This window comes from Pseudomonas sp. AP42, assembly GCF_001728935.1.
In the GTDB taxonomy this organism is placed as follows: Bacteria; Pseudomonadota; Gammaproteobacteria; order Pseudomonadales; family Pseudomonadaceae; genus Aquipseudomonas; species Aquipseudomonas lactis.
Map to the genome: position 1 here is coordinate 1 of NZ_LYSO01000129.1, position 16,244 is coordinate 16,244.

Sequence of the window (16,244 nt, forward strand, 5' to 3'; positions counted from 1 at the left end):
ATCAAGAGCAAGATCAAGAGCGACTCGCTTCGCATCGTGGTTACTGTCGGTTGGTGCAACTTACTTAGGTGTTTCTGAACCCTGGCTGCGATAGGCCCGCATAAACAACCTCACCACGTCCTGCACATGCTCCTCGGCCTCTTGCGCACTCAATTGTCCGCCGCAGCCATACAACAAACGAAAGTTCGCCGTGCCTTTGAGCAGGCAAAAGAAGTGTTCGGCGGCCTTCAACGGTGTGTCGATACTCAAGGCGCCGCTCTGGTGAATCTTGCCGAGCAGGCGCTCCATGCCTTGCAGCATGCGCATGGGGCCGGCGTTGAAGAAGATTTGGGAGAGTTTCACGTCCTGATTACCGGTGGTCATCATCAGGCGATGCAGGTTTACCGACTCTTCGCTGTTGATCAGTCGATGAAAGCCGCGGGCGATGTTAAGCAGCACCGTCTCGACGGGCATGCCTTCGGGGAGCTCGAAGTACATCACCGGCAATTGCTCTTCGCATTTGGCCACCACCGCCGCGGTGAACAGCGTCTCCTTGTCGGTGAAGTGGCTGTAGACCGTGAGTTTCGATACGCCGGCCGCCAGGGCAACGGCGTCCATGCTGGTGTTTGCATAGCCCTTGCCCAAGAACAGCGATTTTGCCGATTCGAGGATTGCCTGGCGTTTTGCCATGTCCTTGGGGCGCCCGGGGCTTACGGTGTTCAGAGGATTGTCGGACATTTTCACCTTTAATACTGGACTGGTGAGTTTGGTATTAATAACATACCGGCCAGTATAATTATTCCAAGCTCTATTTGCGAAAGGTCCTTCAGCATGCGCAGCGCTTTCCTGCCCCTTGCTTTGCCTGTCAGCCTGATCTTCCTGTTGGCCGCTTGCGGCCATGAAGAAGCGGCCCAGACCACCGTGCGCCCGGCCATGGTGGTGCAACCGCAGCCTTCGGCGCAGGCGATGGACAGCTACCCGGGTGAGGTGCGTGCGCGTTATGAGCCGGACCTGGCCTTTCGCATCGGCGGTAAAGTCAGCAAGCGCCTGGTGGAGGAGGGCGAGCGGGTCAAGGCCAACCAGCCGCTGGCCGAACTCGACCCTCAGGACGTGCGCCTGCAGTTGGAAGCCACCCGTGCCCAAGTGGCCGCCGCCCAGGCCAATCTGAGCCTGGTACGTGCGGAGCGGGATCGCTACAAGACCTTGATGGATCGTCAGATGGTCAGTCGGTCGCAGTACGACAATTCCGAAAACCTCTACCGAGCCGGTGAAGCACGCCTGAAGCAGATCAAGGCCGAGTTCGATGTGTCCAGCAATCAGGCCGGCTACGCCGTGCTGCGTGCGCCTCAGGATGGGGTAGTCGCCAAGCGTGCCGTCGAGGTGGGGCAGGTGGTTTCCGCTGGCCAGACGGTGTTCACCCTGGCCACCGATGGCGAGCGTGAAGTCTTGATCAGCCTGCCCGAGCAGGGCTTTGGCCGCTTCAAGATCGGCCAGCCGGTGTCGGTGGAGTTGTGGAGCCAGCCAGAGCAACGCTTCGCCGGGCGCATTCGTGAACTGTCTCCTGCCGCCGACCCCAAGTCTCGCACCTTCGCCGCGCGCGTAGCCTTCACCGGCGGCAAAGTGCCCGCCGAACTGGGCCAAAGCGCACGGGTTTTCATCCAGGCCGAGGGTGTCATTCCCCTATCGGTACCGCTGTCTGCCTTGAGTGCCGAGAACGGTGCGTCCTACGTTTGGCGTGTAAAACCGGACAACACCCTTGAACGCACCCCTGTACGCATTGGTGCGTTTGGCGAAAAAACCGTCCCGGTGCTCGAAGGCTTGGCCGCCACCGATTGGGTGGTGGCCGCAGGCGTGCATGTGCTCCATGAGGGCCAGTCAGTGCGCCCGGTGGATCGCTCCAACCGTGTAGTGAATCTGGCGGCCAAGGAGTAGTCCCCATGGGTTTCAATCTTTCCGAATGGGCGTTGCGTAATCGCCAGATCGTACTGTTCCTGATGATCCTGCTGGCCGTGGTTGGCACCTTGTCCTACACCAAGCTGGGGCAAAGCGAAGACCCGCCGTTTACCTTCAAGGCCATGGTGATCAAGACCAACTGGCCCGGGGCCACGGCCCAGGAGGTTTCGCGCCAGGTCACCGAGCGCATCGAGAAAAAACTCATGGAGACCGGTGAGTACGAGCGCATCGTGTCGTTCTCGCGGCCGGGTGAATCCCAGGTCACCTTTATTGCCCGTGATTCGATGCGTTCGGCGCAGATTCCCGAGCTGTGGTACCAGGTGCGCAAGAAAATCAGCGACATCCGCCACACCTTGCCGCCGGATATCCAGGGGCCGTTTTTCAACGACGAGTTCGGCACCACCTTCGGCAATATCTACGCCCTGACCGGCGACGGCTTTGACTATGCCGTGCTCAAGGACTACGCCGACCGCATCCAGATCCAGCTGCAACGGGTGCCGGATGTGGGCAAGGTCGAGCTGCTCGGCTTGCAGGATGAGAAGATCTGGATCGAGCTGTCCAACCTCAAGCTCGCCACCCTCGGCTTGCCTCTGGCTGCCGTACAGCAGGCGTTGCAGGAACAAAATGCGGTGTCCACCGCCGGTTTCTTTGAAACCCCCACCGAGCGCGTGCAACTGCGCGTTTCAGGCAACTTCAAGACGGTGGAGGAGATCCGCAACTTTCCGATCCGCGTGGGTGATCGCACCTTGCGCATCGGTGATGTAGCTGACATCCATCGAGGCTTCAACGACCCACCAGCACCGCGTATGCGCTACATGGGCGCAGATGCCATCGGCCTGGCCGTGGCCATGCGCGACGGTGGCGACATCCTCGTACTGGGCAAGGCCCTTGAAGCGCAATTCGCACGCCTGCAAAAGAACCTTCCGGCAGGAATGGAGCTGCGCAAAGTATCGGACCAACCGGCAGCCGTGAAGACCAGCGTCGGCGAATTCGTCCAGGTGCTGGCTGAAGCGTTGGCGATTGTTTTGCTGGTGAGCTTTTTCTCCCTCGGCGTGCGCACCGGCATGGTCGTCGCCCTGGCGATTCCGCTGGTACTGGCGATGACCTTTGCCACCATGTATTACCTGGGCATCGGCCTGCACAAGATTTCCCTTGGCGCCTTGGTCCTGGCCTTGGGCTTGCTGGTAGACGACGCGATCATCGCCGTGGAAATGATGGCGATCAAAATGGAGCAGGGCTACGACCGCCTCAAAGCCGCGAGTTTCGCCTGGACCAGCACCGCATTCCCCATGCTCACCGGCACCCTGATCACGGCGGCGGGCTTCTTGCCGATTGCCACCGCGCAATCGAGCACCGGCGAATACACCCGCTCGATCTTCCAGGTCGTGACCATCGCACTGCTGGCCTCCTGGGTGGCGGCCGTGGTGTTTGTGCCGTACCTGGGAGAAAAACTCCTGCCCGACCTGGCGAAGATTCACGCCGCCAAGCACGGCACCGACGGTCCAGATCCTTACGGCACACCTTTCTATCAGCGGGTAAGACGTTTGGTGGAGTGGTGCGTGCGGCGGCGTAAAACCGTGATCGTGCTGACTTTGCTGCTGTTTATCGGCTCGGTTGCGCTGTTCCGCTTCGTGCCGCAACAGTTCTTCCCGGCTTCCGGTCGCCTGGAGTTGATGGTCGACCTGAAACTGGCCGAAGGCGCTTCCCTGAGCAACACCGCCGAGCAGGTCAAGCGCCTGGAAGCGTTGCTCAAGGAGCATGCCGGCATCAACAACTATGTCGCCTACGCGGGCACCGGCTCGCCGCGGTTTTACCTGCCATTGGACCAGCAATTGCCCGCTGCCAGCTTCGCCCAGTTTGTGGTGCTGGCTCATACCATCGAGGAGCGTGAAAGCCTGCGCACCTGGCTGATCGAAACCCTCAACGAGCAATTCCCCGACTTGCGTTCGCGCGTGACGCGCCTGGAGAACGGCCCGCCCGTAGGCTACCCGGTGCAGTTTCGCGTGACGGGCGAGCACATCGAAGAAGTCCGTGCGCTGGCGCGCAAAGTGGCGGCCAAGGTTCGCGAAAATACCCATGTGGTCAACGTGCATCTGGACTGGGAAGAACCGAGCAAAATCGTGTACCTGAATATCGACCAGGACCGTGCACGCGCCCTGGGTGTGAGCACCGCCAACCTGTCGAAATTCCTGCAGAGCTCCCTGACCGGTTCCAGCGTCAGCCAGTACCGGGAGGACAACGAATTGATCGAGATCCTCCTGCGCGGCACCGTGCATGAGCGTAGCGAACTGTCGCGCCTGCCGAGCCTTGCCGTGCCCACCGACAATGGTAAAAGCGTGGCGCTGTCGCAAATTGCCACCCTCGAATATGGATTCGAAGAGGGCATCATCTGGCATCGCAATCGCTTGCCCACGGTGACTGTGCGGGCCGACATCTATGGCAAGGAACAGCCGGCGACCCTCGTGCAGCAGATCCTGCCGACGCTCGCCGATGTGCGTGCCGAACTGCCGGACGGCTACCTCTTGGAAGTGGGCGGTACGGTGGAAGATTCTGCCCGTGGGCAAAACTCGGTGAAGGCCGGCGTGCCGCTGTTTATCGTGGTAGTGCTGACCTTGCTGATGCTGCAACTGCGCAGCTTCTCGCGCACGGCGATGGTCTTTCTCACCGCGCCTTTGGGGCTGATCGGCGTGACCTTGTTCCTGCTGGTGTTCCGCCAACCCTTCGGTTTCGTCGCCATGCTCGGCACCATCGCGCTGTCGGGGATGATCATGCGTAACTCGGTGATTCTGGTGGACCAGATCGAACAAGACATCAAGGCTGGCCTGGCACCTTGGCAGGCAATCATCGAAGCCACGGTCCGACGCTTTCGCCCGATTGTGCTGACGGCGTTGGCAGCGGTGTTGGCGATGATTCCGTTGTCACGCAGTGTGTTCTTCGGGCCTATGGCCGTGGCGATCATGGGCGGGTTGATTGTGGCAACGGCGTTGACGCTGTTGTTCCTGCCAGCGTTGTACGCGGCGTGGTTCAGAATCAGGAAGGAGGAGTAGATCAGTGAGCGTTTTTGGCAGGCCCGGTGGGAACCATTTTTCAAGGCTTGCCACACAGGGTTACCTGTTCGCAGGTACGTTATCCGGTGGTTTTTATCACCGGGATAACGTTTCCAGAACGTTCATAGAGGCGAAATAGATATGCTCCTACAAGCATTGGGTAACTTTTACTCGGGGATCGGCATGATGCTGGGCGGCGGTCAGATGGGCGGCGCTTGCGCCAAACATTCCCATAATGACTCCGTCGGTCGGCGTGAGCTTTCCGACGCGCTCAAATCGTTCAAATACGATCTTCCCCAGCCCAGCAGTAATATCACGATTAACAACAGTGTTGCCAACGCGAACAACAACGTGAATAGCAACGCGAACACCAATACTCAAATCGGCCGTTGAATGCGCTGATTGCCGCTTTTGAGCCATTGCAAACACTCTGTATCCGCAGAGTGTTTGCCGCGTCAGGTTCAGTTGCTGGCGTGGGCTTACAGCGCCCCAAACACCTTCTTGGCCAAGCTGGTGGCAGCTGCCGCCGGGTTCTTGCGGATGGTTTCTTCCTGCTGCGCGATCATCTTGAACAAGCCATCCAGCGCTTGCTCGGTCACGTAGTTCTCGACGTTGGCGCTCTTGGCATCCACAGCGCCAAAGGCCGCGGCCTTGCCGGCCAGGGCATTGTACTGCTGGGCCACGCCGACTTTGTCGGTGGCAGCCTTGACGATAGGCAGGAACTTGGCGCGAATTTCTTCACGGCTGCTTTTGTTCAGGTACTGGGTGGCGAAGTCCTGGCCACCGCTGAGAATGCCCTTGGCATCGGTCACGCTCATGTTCTTCACGGCGTTGACCAGAATCGGCTGGGCCTGGGTCACGGCGGTTTCTGCCGCCTTGTTCATGCTGGTTTCCAGCTGCGTGACCTGGTCACCCATGCCGAACATTTTCAGCTTGTCGGCGACCTTACCGAGCTTGCCTGGCAGGCCGATCTTCACGTCCGGGTTATTGCTGAAACCACCGGGCGTTCCGAGTTGTTTCACAGCAATCTGTGCACCTTGGGTCAAGGCATCCTTGAGGCCGCCGCTGGCGTCGCCCTGGGACAGGCTGCCAAGGTCCAGGGCCATGGCATTGGCGCCGAACAGCAAGCCAGCACACAGGGCGGTGAGGCGAAGAGATTTGCGGAGCATGGGCGCTTCCTTATGAAGTGGGAATGATCAGTGTGCCGCCGCATCTACGCGCAGGCGCAGCGGTTGTGGGTCCTGGCCATTGAGCTGCACGGTGTGCCGCTCGGTGGTGATAAACAGTAGCTTGCCGTCCAGCTCGATGCGAGCGCTGACCGAATAGGTGTGGCCCGGTTTGACCTGGGCCGGGTCATAGCTCAGGTGAAACGGCAGCGGCACCTGGCCTTTGACCGGGCCTTTCTGCTCGGCGAGGGTCACGGCCGGTGCGTCCATCAGGGACACGTCCTGCAGGCTGACACTCAAGGTGGCGGCTGGCGGCAGGGCGATGCGTTGCAGGTAGAACACTTCGCCGTCCAGGCTAGCCTTCGGGGTTGGAGCCATCGAGTGGCAGGCTCCGAGCAGGGCGGTCAGGCCCAGGAGGATGAGTTTTTTCACGGTGCAACTCCTTTTCAACGGCGCCGGAATCCGCCCGGCGCCTCATTCAATCTAGCGGTTTTCTTCAGGGGTCACGGCAACCGGTTCGGCGACGGCCTCGGCCGCACCGTCCACACGGTGCAAGGCGACCTGGCGGATCGACAGGCGAATATCCGCCGGCAGCACACGTTTGGCCGCGCCTTCGGCCAGTTCGCCGAGCAGGTCGTGATAACCCAGCTTGCCGGCTTCATCGCGGCGCAGCACATCTTGCTCCAGCAACGTCTGAATAAAATGTCGGAAAAGACTCTTGTCGAAGAACTCCGGAGCGTTGAGGCCGTGCAGGATCGACAGGCGCTGGGCCATGATCGTGCACAGGTCTTCCAGCTCCTCGGCGCTGATGCTGTTCTGGCCGCTGTTGAGCAGCAACGAGATCGCCATGTAGAAGCGTTGCAGGGTCTGGGCGATGCTCTTGGACAGCAACGTCAGCAGCACAAAGTGCCGCGAACTCGGCGCCGGGCGCAGGTACACGGCGTTTTCGAAGCGCAGCAGGCCTTGTTCGACGAAGGCGTCCAGCCACTGGTCGACCACGCTGTCCAGGTCTTCCAGCGACCAACGGATAAACAGCTCCGATTGCAGGTATGGGTAGAGCGCGTGGGTGTAGCGCAGGATCTGTTCGCGGGTCATGCGCGAACTGCTCTGGAAGAAGCTCGCCAGCAAGGCCGGCAGGGCGAAGATGTGCAGCACATTGTTGCGGTAGTAGGTCATCAGGACGGCATTCTGCTCATCCAGATAAACGATTTTTCCCAGGGCGTCGCTCTGCTCCGACAACAGGTTCATGTCCTTGACGTGCTTGATCAGCGCCAGGCCATCGCCCTCCGGCAAAGTGGTATGGGGCGAGTAGGGCACACGACGCAACAGCGCCAGGTACAGGTCCAGCTGGCGGGCCATGGCCTGTTCATCCAGGGCCAGGCGGGTGGTGGACAGCAGGGCCAGCGCCACCAGGTTCACCGGGTTCACCGCAGCGGCTTCGTTCAAATGACGCGCCACCTGTTCGCCGAGGCGATTGGTGGTTTCGTTGAGCCAAGCCGGTTTGTAGTTCGGCCCCAGTTCCTGGGCGCGCCAGTCCGGTTGTTCGGCGTCGAGGAATTCTGCCAGCTTGATCGGCTCGCCGAAGTTGACTGCCACTTGGCCGAAGCGCTGCTTGAGCGCGCCGACCACTTTGAAAATATCGAAGATCGACTCTTTCTTCTTGCTCGCGCCACGCAGTTCGCCCAGGTAAGTGCGGCCTTCGAGCACGCGCTCATAGCCGATATACACCGGCACGAACACGATGGGCATGCGCGAGGAACGCAGGAAGCTGCGCAAGGTGATCGCCAGCATGCCGGTTTTCGGTTGCAGCATGCGCCCGGTGCGCGAGCGGCCGCCTTCGACGAAGTACTCCACCGGGAAACCCTTGGTAAACAGGGTATGCAGGTATTCGTTGAACACCGAGGTGTACAACGGGTTGCCCTTGAAGGTACGGCGCATGAAAAACGCACCACCACGGCGCAGCAGGCTGCCGATCACAGGCATGTTGAGGTTGATGCCGGCGGCGATGTGCGGCGGGGTCAGGCCGTTCTTGAACAGCAGGTAGGACAACAGCAGGTAGTCGATATGGCTGCGGTGGCAAGGCACGTAGATCACCTCGTAGCCCTGGGCCACCTTTTGCACGCCTTCGATGTTATTGACCTTGATGCCGTCGTAGATCTTGTTCCAGAACCAGCTCAATACCACTTCCAGGAAGCGGATCGCGGTGTAGGTGTAGTCCGAGGCAATCTCGTTGCCATAGCGCAGGGCCAGGGCCTTGGCTTTTTCCGGGGCGATCTTTTCGCGTTCGGCTTCATCCGCAATGGCTTGGCGCACCAGCGGCATATTCACCAGGCCTTTGACTAGATTACGCCGGTGGGACAGGTCGGGGCCGATCACCGCCGTCTTCAGGTTACGAAAGTGCACACGCAGGATGCGCTGGGCCATGCGTACGGTGCGTTCGTGGCCTTTATTGTGCTCGATCAATTCACGCAGGTTGATAGGCGCGGAGAATTGCACGCGGGTCTTGCGCCCCAGGATCAGGATGCTCAACAACCGGCGTAGGCGCCCGGTGACTGCCCAACTGTCGGCGAATAACAGCTTCCACGGGCTGGACTCGCTTTCGGGGGATTGGCCCCAGAACACGCTGACCGGAATGATTTGTGCATTCTCTTCGGCGTGTTCGGTGAGGGTATTGACCAGGCGCGTCAAGGTGGGCGGCGCGCCACGCTTGTCTTGGCGCCCGAGCCAATCCGGATCCGGCGTGAGATAGAAGAACGCCGCAGGCTCCATCAACGGCCCTACCGACACCGGCAGCACCGGGCGCGGCAGGCCGGCCTTGGTGCACTCGGCATCGACCACCGCCAACTCGGTGAGGGAAGGTGATTGCAGGACGTAGAAAACCGGCCGGCTGCGGTCCAGGTTAAGGGTGAGGGACGACTGGTTGATCGTCTCCGAGCGAACCCAGAGGTACAACAGTCGGCGCAAGGTGCCAAACACCAGACGGCGGAACGGGGAGCGGGTCATAGGCGAACTGCTTCAAGTGGAAAAAACCGAGCAGGCGCTCGGGCGGGTAGTGTGCCGTATTCGCCGAAAATCGGCAAAAAAGCAGCGATGTAAAGTTGAGTTGATGGTTTTTGAGCCTGTCTTATACTCGGCAGTTCAATGCGAGCGACTCAACAATAAAAAAACCAGTGGGAGTGAACAGATGACAACGCGTGAAACCGGCAATGTGAAATGGTTCAACGATGCAAAGGGCTACGGCTTTATCCAGCGTGAAGATGGCAAGGATGTGTTTGTGCACTACCGCGCCATTCGCGGGGAAGGCCACCGCTCGTTGGCCGAAGGCCAGCAGGTGGAATACGCCGTGGTGACCGGCGAGAAGGGCTTGCAGGCGGAGGATGTGGTGGGCCTTTGAGCCAGCCCTAAGCAACGACGCTGAACCCATGTGGGAGCGGGCTTGCTCGCGAAAGCGCTTTGTCAGTCACTAGAGATGTCGACTGATCCACCGCTTTCGCGAGCAAGCCCGCTCCCACATTTTGATTGTGTTCACACTTTGGAGGTTATGCAGTTTTCCAAGTGATCTCTTCTTCACCATCTGCGCTGATGCGGATCCAGCGATCAGCGCTTTCTTCACCCTCTTCCTCAACCCAGGTGCCCGGTGCGCAGCGCACTTCGACATTCAGCGCGGCAAACGCGGCGCGGGCGCAGGCGATGTCGTCGTCCCACGGGGTCTGGTCGCTTTCCAGGTAAAGACTGTTCCATTTACCCACAGCCTTGGGCAGCCAGGTAACCGGCACGTTGCCAGCCTTGCACTTGTAGGTTTGGCCTTTCTGGACCCAGTCGGTGCACGGGCCCAGGGCGGCGCCCAGCCAGGCGGCGATGGCCTTGTGATCGACGTCGGCGTCCTTCAGGTAAATTTCAATATCAGGTTGGCGCATGGATGTTCCTCGTTGCGGGATTCGAAAATCCATTCGCGGATGGGTGAAAGTCGGTCATTGAAGCACGAAATAATCGTAGCGCATCGACACCGTGACCTGCAGCGGCTCAGCCGCCTCAATCACCTCGTGGCGGCGCTCGGCACTGGCCCGCCAGCCGTGGGGCGTCATCGCCAGCAGGTTGGCGCGATCCTTGGGCTCGGCCAGGCTCAGGGTGAATGCCAGGGTCTCAGTGTGCGCCAGGCTCATGCCATCCGGCACCAGGGCCAGGTGTTTGTCGTCGGTGTACTCGCGCACTTCGTCGTACAGGCGCTCGCGCAGTTCCATCAAGTGGCCGCTGGTGGGGCCGACTTTCATCAAGCCGCCGCCGGGGCTGAGCAGGCGCTTGGCTTCCTGCCAGTCCAGCGGGCTGAACACACTGGCGAGGAACTGGCAGCTGGCGTCGGCCAATGGCACGCGGGCCATGCTGGCGATCAACCAGGTCAGCGCCGGGTTGCGTTTGCATGCGCGCTTGACCGCTTCCTTGGAGATATCCAGCGCATAGCCATCGGCATCTGGCAGGGCCTGGGCGATTTGCGCGGTGTAGTAACCCTCGCCACAGCCAATGTCCACCCAGCGCTGTGGTGCGCGCTCGGCGGCCAGTTCGGCCAGGCGCTTGGCCACTGGCGCATAGTGCCCGGCGTTGAGGAAGTCGCGACGCGCCTCGACCATAGCCAAGTTGTCGCCCGGGTCGCGGCTGTTCTTGTGCTGCACCGGCAACAGGTTCAGGTAACCCTGGCGTGCGCGGTCGAAGCGGTGCCCGGTCGGGCACGCCACGCCATTGTCCACGGTATTGAGCGGCGCGCTGCAAATGGGGCAGGCAAGCATCAGGCGAGCAACTTGATCAGGGTCTGGTAGTAGATTTCGGTCAGCACATCGAGGTCGCTGGCCAGGATGCGTTCGTTGACCTGGTGGATCGTCGCGTTGACCGGCCCCAGTTCGACCACCTGGGTGCCCAGCGTCGCAATGAAGCGGCCATCGGAGGTGCCGCCGCTGGTGGATGCCTTGGTCTCGCGCCCGGTGATCGCCAGAATGCTGGCCGACACCGCATCCAGCAGAGCGCCTGGCTCGGTGAGGAACGGCAGGCCCGACAGCGCCCATTCCACATGCCAGTCCAGGCCATGCTTGTCGAGAATGGCCGCGACCCGTTGTTGCAGGCCCTCGACGGTGGACTCGGTGGAAAAACGGAAGTTGAACACCGCCGTCAGGTCGCCGGGGATCACGTTGGTGGCGCCGGTACCGGAGTTGAGGTTGGAAATCTGAAAGCTGGTCGGCGGGAAGAAGGTGTTGCCGTCATCCCAATGTTCGGCGGCAAGTTCGGCCAGGGCCGGTGCGGCCAGGTGGATCGGGTTCTTCGCCAGGTGCGGGTAAGCCACGTGGCCCTGTACACCGCGCACGGTCAAGGTGGCGCCGAGGGAGCCACGGCGGCCGTTCTTGACCACGTCGCCCACCAGGCTGGTGCTCGACGGTTCGCCGACGATGCACCAGTCCAGGCGCTCCTTGCGTGCGGCCAGGCGTTCGATCACGGCCTTGGTGCCATGGTGCGCCGGGCCTTCTTCGTCGCTGGTGATCAGGAAGGCGACCGAACCCTTGTGGTCCGGGTAGTCGCTGACGAAACGTTCCGCCGCCACCAGCATCGCCGCCAGGCTGCCTTTCATGTCCGCCGCGCCACGGCCACAGAGCATGCCGTTGTCATCGATCAACGCGTCGAACGGGTCGTTCTGCCAGGCCTGTACCGGACCGGTCGGCACCACGTCGGTATGACCGGCAAAGCACAGCACCGGGCCTTCGTGCTTGCCGTGGGTGGCCCAGAAGTTATCCACGTCTTCAATGCGCATCGGTTCAAGCGCAAAACCGGCATCGCCCAGGCGCTGCATCATCAGCTTCTGGCAATCGGCATCGATCGGCGTGACCGACGGGCGACGGATCAGGTCGATGGCCAGTTGAAGGGTCGGCGAAAGGTCGGCATGGGCCGTCATGGGGGAACTCCGGAAAGCGTGTGGTGGGCGCAGGGCGAATGTTGAACACAGAACTTGAAACGTCACAGATCCAATGTGGGAGCGGGCTTGCTCGCGAATGCGGTGGGCCAGTCACAGTACCTTTGACTGGCCCACCGCATTCGCGAGCAAGCCCGCTCCCACAAGGGGTAATCAGTGCCTGCCTGGATCTCACAAACGGCCGTTATCTTATAGCAAAACGGCGGCCAAGGGCCGCCGTTTAGTGCATTGCGTGACTTTTTACGCCGCCGGTGCGGCCTCGGGCGCCGCCGAAGGTTTGGGCAGCGACGACAAGAACGCCATGATCAGCGCCGCCACATACGGCAGCGACTGCACCAGCAACATCACCACCCAGAAGCGAATGTCATTGCTCGGCAGGCCTTGCACCAGGTAAATCCCCAGCGCCGCGCCCCACAGCAGCAGCATGATGAACATCTCTTCGCGGGCTTCGGAAATCGCCACCCAGAAGCCGTGGTTATCCGCGTTTTTCGGTGTACGAAAGAACGGAATACTGCTGGTGAAGAAGCCGTACAACACCGCCTTGGCGATAGTGTGGGACAACGCCAACCCGGCCAGCGCCGCGCAGAACGCATCTTTCAAGTTCACGCCTACCGCACGACGGTAGAGGAAGATGATTTTGCCGACTTTGAACACAAACAACGCCAACGGCGGGATCGCGAAAATCAGCAACGGTGGGTCGACTCGGGTCGGCACGATAATCATCGCTGCGGACCACAACAGGGCGCCGACGGTAAAGAAGATGTTCATGCCATCGGCCACCCACGGCAACCAGCCGGCGAGGAAGTGGTAGCGCTGGCCACGGGTCAACTCGGTGTCTTTGCCACGTATCAGGCTGGCGGTGTGGCGCTTGATGATCTGGATCGCGCCATAGGCCCAACGGAAACGCTGTTTCTTGAAGTCGATAAAGGTATCCGGCATCAAACCTTTGCCGTAGCTGTCGTGGTAGTACGCCGCCGACAAGCCTTTTTCGAACACGCGCAGGCCCAGCTCGGCGTCTTCACAGATGCACCAGTCGGCCCAGCCCAGCTCTTCAAGCACCGAGCGGCGGGTCATGGTCATGGTGCCGTGCTGGATGATCGCGTCGCGGTCGTTACGGGTGACCATGCCGATATGGAAGAAGCCTTTGTATTCGGCGTAGCAGAGCTTCTTGAAGGTGCTTTCGTTCTGGTCGCGGTAATCCTGGGGCGACTGCACCACGGCGATTTTCGGGTCGGCGAAGTGCGGCACCATGTGCTTGAGCCAGTTGGGCGACACGCAGTAGTCCGAGTCGATCACCGCGATCACTTCGGCATCTTTGGCGGTGTGCGGGATCAAGTAGTTCAGCGCACCGCCCTTGAAACCGGCCAGGGGCGCGACGTGGAAGAACTTGAAGCGCGGGCCGAGGGTTTCGCAGTAGTCGCGCACAGGCTCCCACACCGCCGGGTCCTTGGTGTTGTTGTCGATGATCAGGACTTCGTAGTCCGGATAATCGAGGGCGGCCAGGGCGTCGAGGGTCTGTTTGACCATTTCCGGTGGCTCGTTGTAGCACGGCACATGGATCGACACTTTTGGACGGTAGTCCGAGTCGCCTTCCACGGGCAGGAATTCACGTCGGCGCTTGTGGGTCCACACCGCTTCTGCCAGTTCGTGGGCTTCGGTCAGCAACACGATAAACACACCCAGGGCGCCGAGCGCGAGCAACACGCCAACGGTCACGCTGAACCAGGTGCTGTATTGCTGGCTGTAGTCATAGCCGATCCACACCAGCACCGACCCGCACAGGAACGCAATAAAGGTCAGGAAGGTGCGGCCGCGCTGGCGCAGGGCCGAGCCATCGATCATCAACAGGGTCAGCGATAGCAGTGCAAGCACCACCGAACCGATGGCCAGTACCCGCCATTGCGGAATCGCCACCACTGGGCCGTCAAAGTTGAATTTCTGCTGGCGCGCGGCGTTGAACACGCCCCAATACGCACCTGCCGACCCTTCGTCGCTGACCTTCCACGGCTGGTCAAACGCCTCGATCACAAAGTAGTTGTAACCCTGGCGGTTGAGCTTGTTCACCAGCGTACGCAGGTAAATGGCCTGGTCTGCCGGCGACGATTCATTGCCACCGCGCATACGGCCGTTGCTCGGCCAGCCCACTTCCGACAGCAGCAGGGGCTTTTTCGGGAAGGCTTTCTTCAAATCCTTGGCGCGGTCGAGGACGTACTGGCCGGCCTTGTCCATCGGGATGTATTCCCAGAACGGCAGGATGTGCGCGGCGATCAGGTCGACGTGCTTGGCCAACTGCGGGTTCTTTTCCCAGATGTGCCATTGCTCGGAGGTCGTCACCGGCACTTTCACGGCGGCGCGCACACGGTCGAGCAGCACGATCAGGGCTTCAGGGGTGATTTCTTCCCGAAACAACGCTTCGTTACCCACCACTACGCGTACGACACTGCGCGAGGTGTTGGCGATCTCGATAGCGCGCTGGATCTCCCGCTCGTTACGTTCCTGGTCCGGGCTGATCCAGATCCCCAGGGTCACGCGCAGGCCGAACTCTTCGGCCAGCTTGGGAATATCCCCCAGGGGGCCGTCCACCGAGTAGGTACGGATGTTGTCCGTCAGCTTGCTCATGATCGCAAGGTCCTGACGCATCTGTTCGTCGGTAGGGTACTGGTCTTTCTGCGGATACTGGCCCTGCTGGAACGGCGAGTAGGAAAAACCGGAGATCTGATCGGGCCAGTTGGGAGCGGTGACCGGGCGGTTGATCAGCGCCCAGAAACCGGTGAACAGCGCGGCAATTGCCAGCACCACCACCAGGTTGAGTCCAAATTTACGCGATGCCATGGTTATGTCGGGTTCCAAAGGGTGCGGAACGAAAGAGGTGTCGGCCTACGCCGAACGGCGCGCATCCTACACCGGCCCTTCCCTGAGCGTACAGCAGACAGAGAAAAGCCGGACGTTAGTCTGCGAAAGTCCGCTTAAGTTCTTTACTTGTAGCTGCAAGCGTCGAACTTGTCGCGGCGTAGCCCTATAATGCGCGCCGGTTTTTGGGGTAATGATGATGAGTACAGAAGATCCGCGGTTTGCAGGCGTCGCCCGCTTGTACGGCCTTGAGGGGCTGGAGCGCTTGAAAGCGGCCCATGTGGCGATTGTCGGCGTCGGCGGCGTAGGTTCCTGGGCGGCGGAAGCGATTGCCCGTTGTGGGGTGGGCGAGATTTCGCTGTTTGACTTGGACGATGTCTGCGTCAGCAACAGCAACCGCCAGTTGCATGCCCTGGACAGCACCGTGGGCAAGCCCAAGGTCGAAGTGATGGCCGAGCGCCTGCGCGGTATCAACCCTGAGTGCACCGTGCATGCGGTGGCAGACTTCGTCACCCGCGACACCATGTCCGAGTACATCACCCCAACTATCGACTGCGTGATCGACTGCATCGACGCGGTCAACGCCAAGGCGGCGCTGATTGCCTGGTGCAAGCGCCGCAAGATCCAAATCATCACCACCGGCGGCGCCGGCGGGCAGATTGATCCCACGCTGATCCAGGTGTGCGACCTGAACCGCACCTTCAATGACCCGCTGGCCTCGAAAGTGCGCTCTACCTTGCGCCGCGATTATGGCTTCTCGCGTACTGTGACCCGTCATTACAGCGTGCCGTGCGTGTTTTCCACCGAGCAGCTGCGCTATCCCAAGCCTGATGGCAGCATCTGTTTGCAGAAGAGCTTTGTCGGCGATGGTGTGAAGCTGGACTGCGCGGGAGGGTTTGGCGCGGTGATGATGGTCACGGCCACGTTCGGCATGGTGGCGGCGACCAAGGCTGTGGACAAGATTGTGGCGGGAGTGCGCCGTCCCTCTGAGCGCATCAAACCCACCTAGATCTCACCACCCGACAGAGATCCAAACTGTGGGAGCTTGCTCCCGTGACGGCCTGATAGCCGACGCTGATCTCACTGACGCACCTCGATCCAAATGTGGGAGCTGGCTTGCCTGCGATGAAGCCCTGCCAGCCGACGGCAATCTACCTGGCACCCCACGATCTCAATGTGGGAGCGGGCTTGCTCGCGAAGGCGGCTTGGCAGTCAACACAGTTGGATTGTGTACATATCCATTGCTGCGGTAACGGCTACTTAGGGTTCCGCTCTGACAGCGGGTCACTTTGGAAAAGA

The 16,244-nt window shown here is 60.7% G+C and carries 13 protein-coding genes; 5 read left to right on the forward strand and 8 right to left on the reverse strand.

Features of this window, described 5'->3' with window-relative positions:
* Window positions 1-60: 60 nt before the first annotated feature.
* Complete coding sequence (locus tag A7K61_RS27060) at window positions 61-717, reverse strand: TetR/AcrR family transcriptional regulator (RefSeq protein WP_044272267.1); 657 nt, start codon at window positions 715-717, stop codon at window positions 61-63.
* Window positions 718-810: 93 nt separating this feature from the next.
* On the opposite strand from A7K61_RS27060, the gene A7K61_RS27065 reads away from it, so the two are divergent.
* The 3 genes from A7K61_RS27065 to A7K61_RS27075 all read left to right on the forward strand — a co-directional run bounded on the left by A7K61_RS27065 (window position 811) and on the right by A7K61_RS27075 (window position 5,372).
* The gene (locus tag A7K61_RS27065; protein WP_069558740.1) at window positions 811-1,911 is read left to right on the forward strand and encodes an efflux RND transporter periplasmic adaptor subunit; all 1,101 of its coding nucleotides are present in this window, start codon (window positions 811-813) and stop codon (window positions 1,909-1,911) included.
* A gap of 5 nt (window positions 1,912-1,916) precedes the next feature.
* Window positions 1,917-4,979, forward strand: a complete 3,063-nt coding sequence (locus A7K61_RS27070) for an efflux RND transporter permease subunit (RefSeq protein ID WP_069558741.1) — start codon at window positions 1,917-1,919, stop codon at window positions 4,977-4,979.
* 141 nt (window positions 4,980-5,120) lie between these two features.
* Window positions 5,121-5,372, forward strand: a complete 252-nt coding sequence (locus tag A7K61_RS27075) for a hypothetical protein (protein ID WP_047712727.1) — start codon at window positions 5,121-5,123, stop codon at window positions 5,370-5,372.
* 86 nt (window positions 5,373-5,458) lie between these two features.
* Here the strand turns inward: A7K61_RS27075 and A7K61_RS27080 are convergent, their stop codons facing one another.
* From A7K61_RS27080 to plsB, 3 genes are read right to left on the reverse strand one after another with little or no spacing between them, the layout of a single operon-like run.
* Window positions 5,459-6,148: a DUF4197 domain-containing protein gene (locus tag A7K61_RS27080; protein WP_069558742.1), complete on the reverse strand. Its 690-nt coding sequence runs from the start codon at window positions 6,146-6,148 to the stop codon at window positions 5,459-5,461.
* Window positions 6,149-6,175: 27 nt separating this feature from the next.
* Window positions 6,176-6,577 carry a YbaY family lipoprotein gene (locus A7K61_RS27085; protein ID WP_003189126.1) on the reverse strand — a complete coding sequence of 134 codons (402 nt, stop codon included), beginning with the start codon at window positions 6,575-6,577 and terminating at the stop codon, window positions 6,176-6,178.
* 51 nt (window positions 6,578-6,628) lie between these two features.
* Complete coding sequence (plsB, locus tag A7K61_RS27090; RefSeq protein WP_069558743.1) at window positions 6,629-9,148, reverse strand: glycerol-3-phosphate 1-O-acyltransferase PlsB; 2,520 nt, start codon at window positions 9,146-9,148, stop codon at window positions 6,629-6,631.
* Window positions 9,149-9,329: 181 nt separating this feature from the next.
* Here plsB and A7K61_RS27095 point away from each other — a divergent pair, with 181 nt between their 5' ends.
* Complete coding sequence (locus A7K61_RS27095) at window positions 9,330-9,539, forward strand: cold-shock protein (RefSeq protein ID WP_003189131.1); 210 nt, start codon at window positions 9,330-9,332, stop codon at window positions 9,537-9,539.
* A 145-nt stretch (window positions 9,540-9,684) separates the two neighbouring features.
* On the opposite strand, the gene A7K61_RS27100 is transcribed toward A7K61_RS27095, so the two are convergent.
* The 4 genes from A7K61_RS27100 to A7K61_RS27115 form a co-directional block, all read right to left on the reverse strand.
* Window positions 9,685-10,062, reverse strand: coding sequence for a hypothetical protein (locus A7K61_RS27100; protein WP_044272277.1), 378 nt, complete (start codon window positions 10,060-10,062; stop codon window positions 9,685-9,687).
* A gap of 54 nt (window positions 10,063-10,116) precedes the next feature.
* Window positions 10,117-10,926: a putative RNA methyltransferase gene (locus tag A7K61_RS27105; protein ID WP_047712729.1), complete on the reverse strand. Its 810-nt coding sequence runs from the start codon at window positions 10,924-10,926 to the stop codon at window positions 10,117-10,119.
* A complete protein-coding gene (gene dapE / locus A7K61_RS27110; protein ID WP_032893206.1) occupies window positions 10,926-12,077 on the reverse strand; it encodes a succinyl-diaminopimelate desuccinylase in 1,152 nt (383 codons plus the stop codon). Before dapE ends, A7K61_RS27105 begins: the two co-directional genes overlap by 1 nt.
* 258 nt (window positions 12,078-12,335) lie before the next feature.
* On the reverse strand, window positions 12,336-14,927 hold the full coding sequence (locus A7K61_RS27115) for a glycosyltransferase (protein ID WP_044272281.1): 2,592 nt from the start codon (window positions 14,925-14,927) through the stop codon (window positions 12,336-12,338).
* Between the two features lie 217 nt (window positions 14,928-15,144).
* On the opposite strand from A7K61_RS27115, the gene tcdA reads away from it, so the two are divergent.
* Window positions 15,145-15,954 carry a tRNA cyclic N6-threonylcarbamoyladenosine(37) synthase TcdA gene (gene tcdA / locus A7K61_RS27120; protein ID WP_371914727.1) on the forward strand — a complete coding sequence of 270 codons (810 nt, stop codon included), beginning with the start codon at window positions 15,145-15,147 and terminating at the stop codon, window positions 15,952-15,954.
* Window positions 15,955-16,244 lie beyond the last annotated feature (290 nt).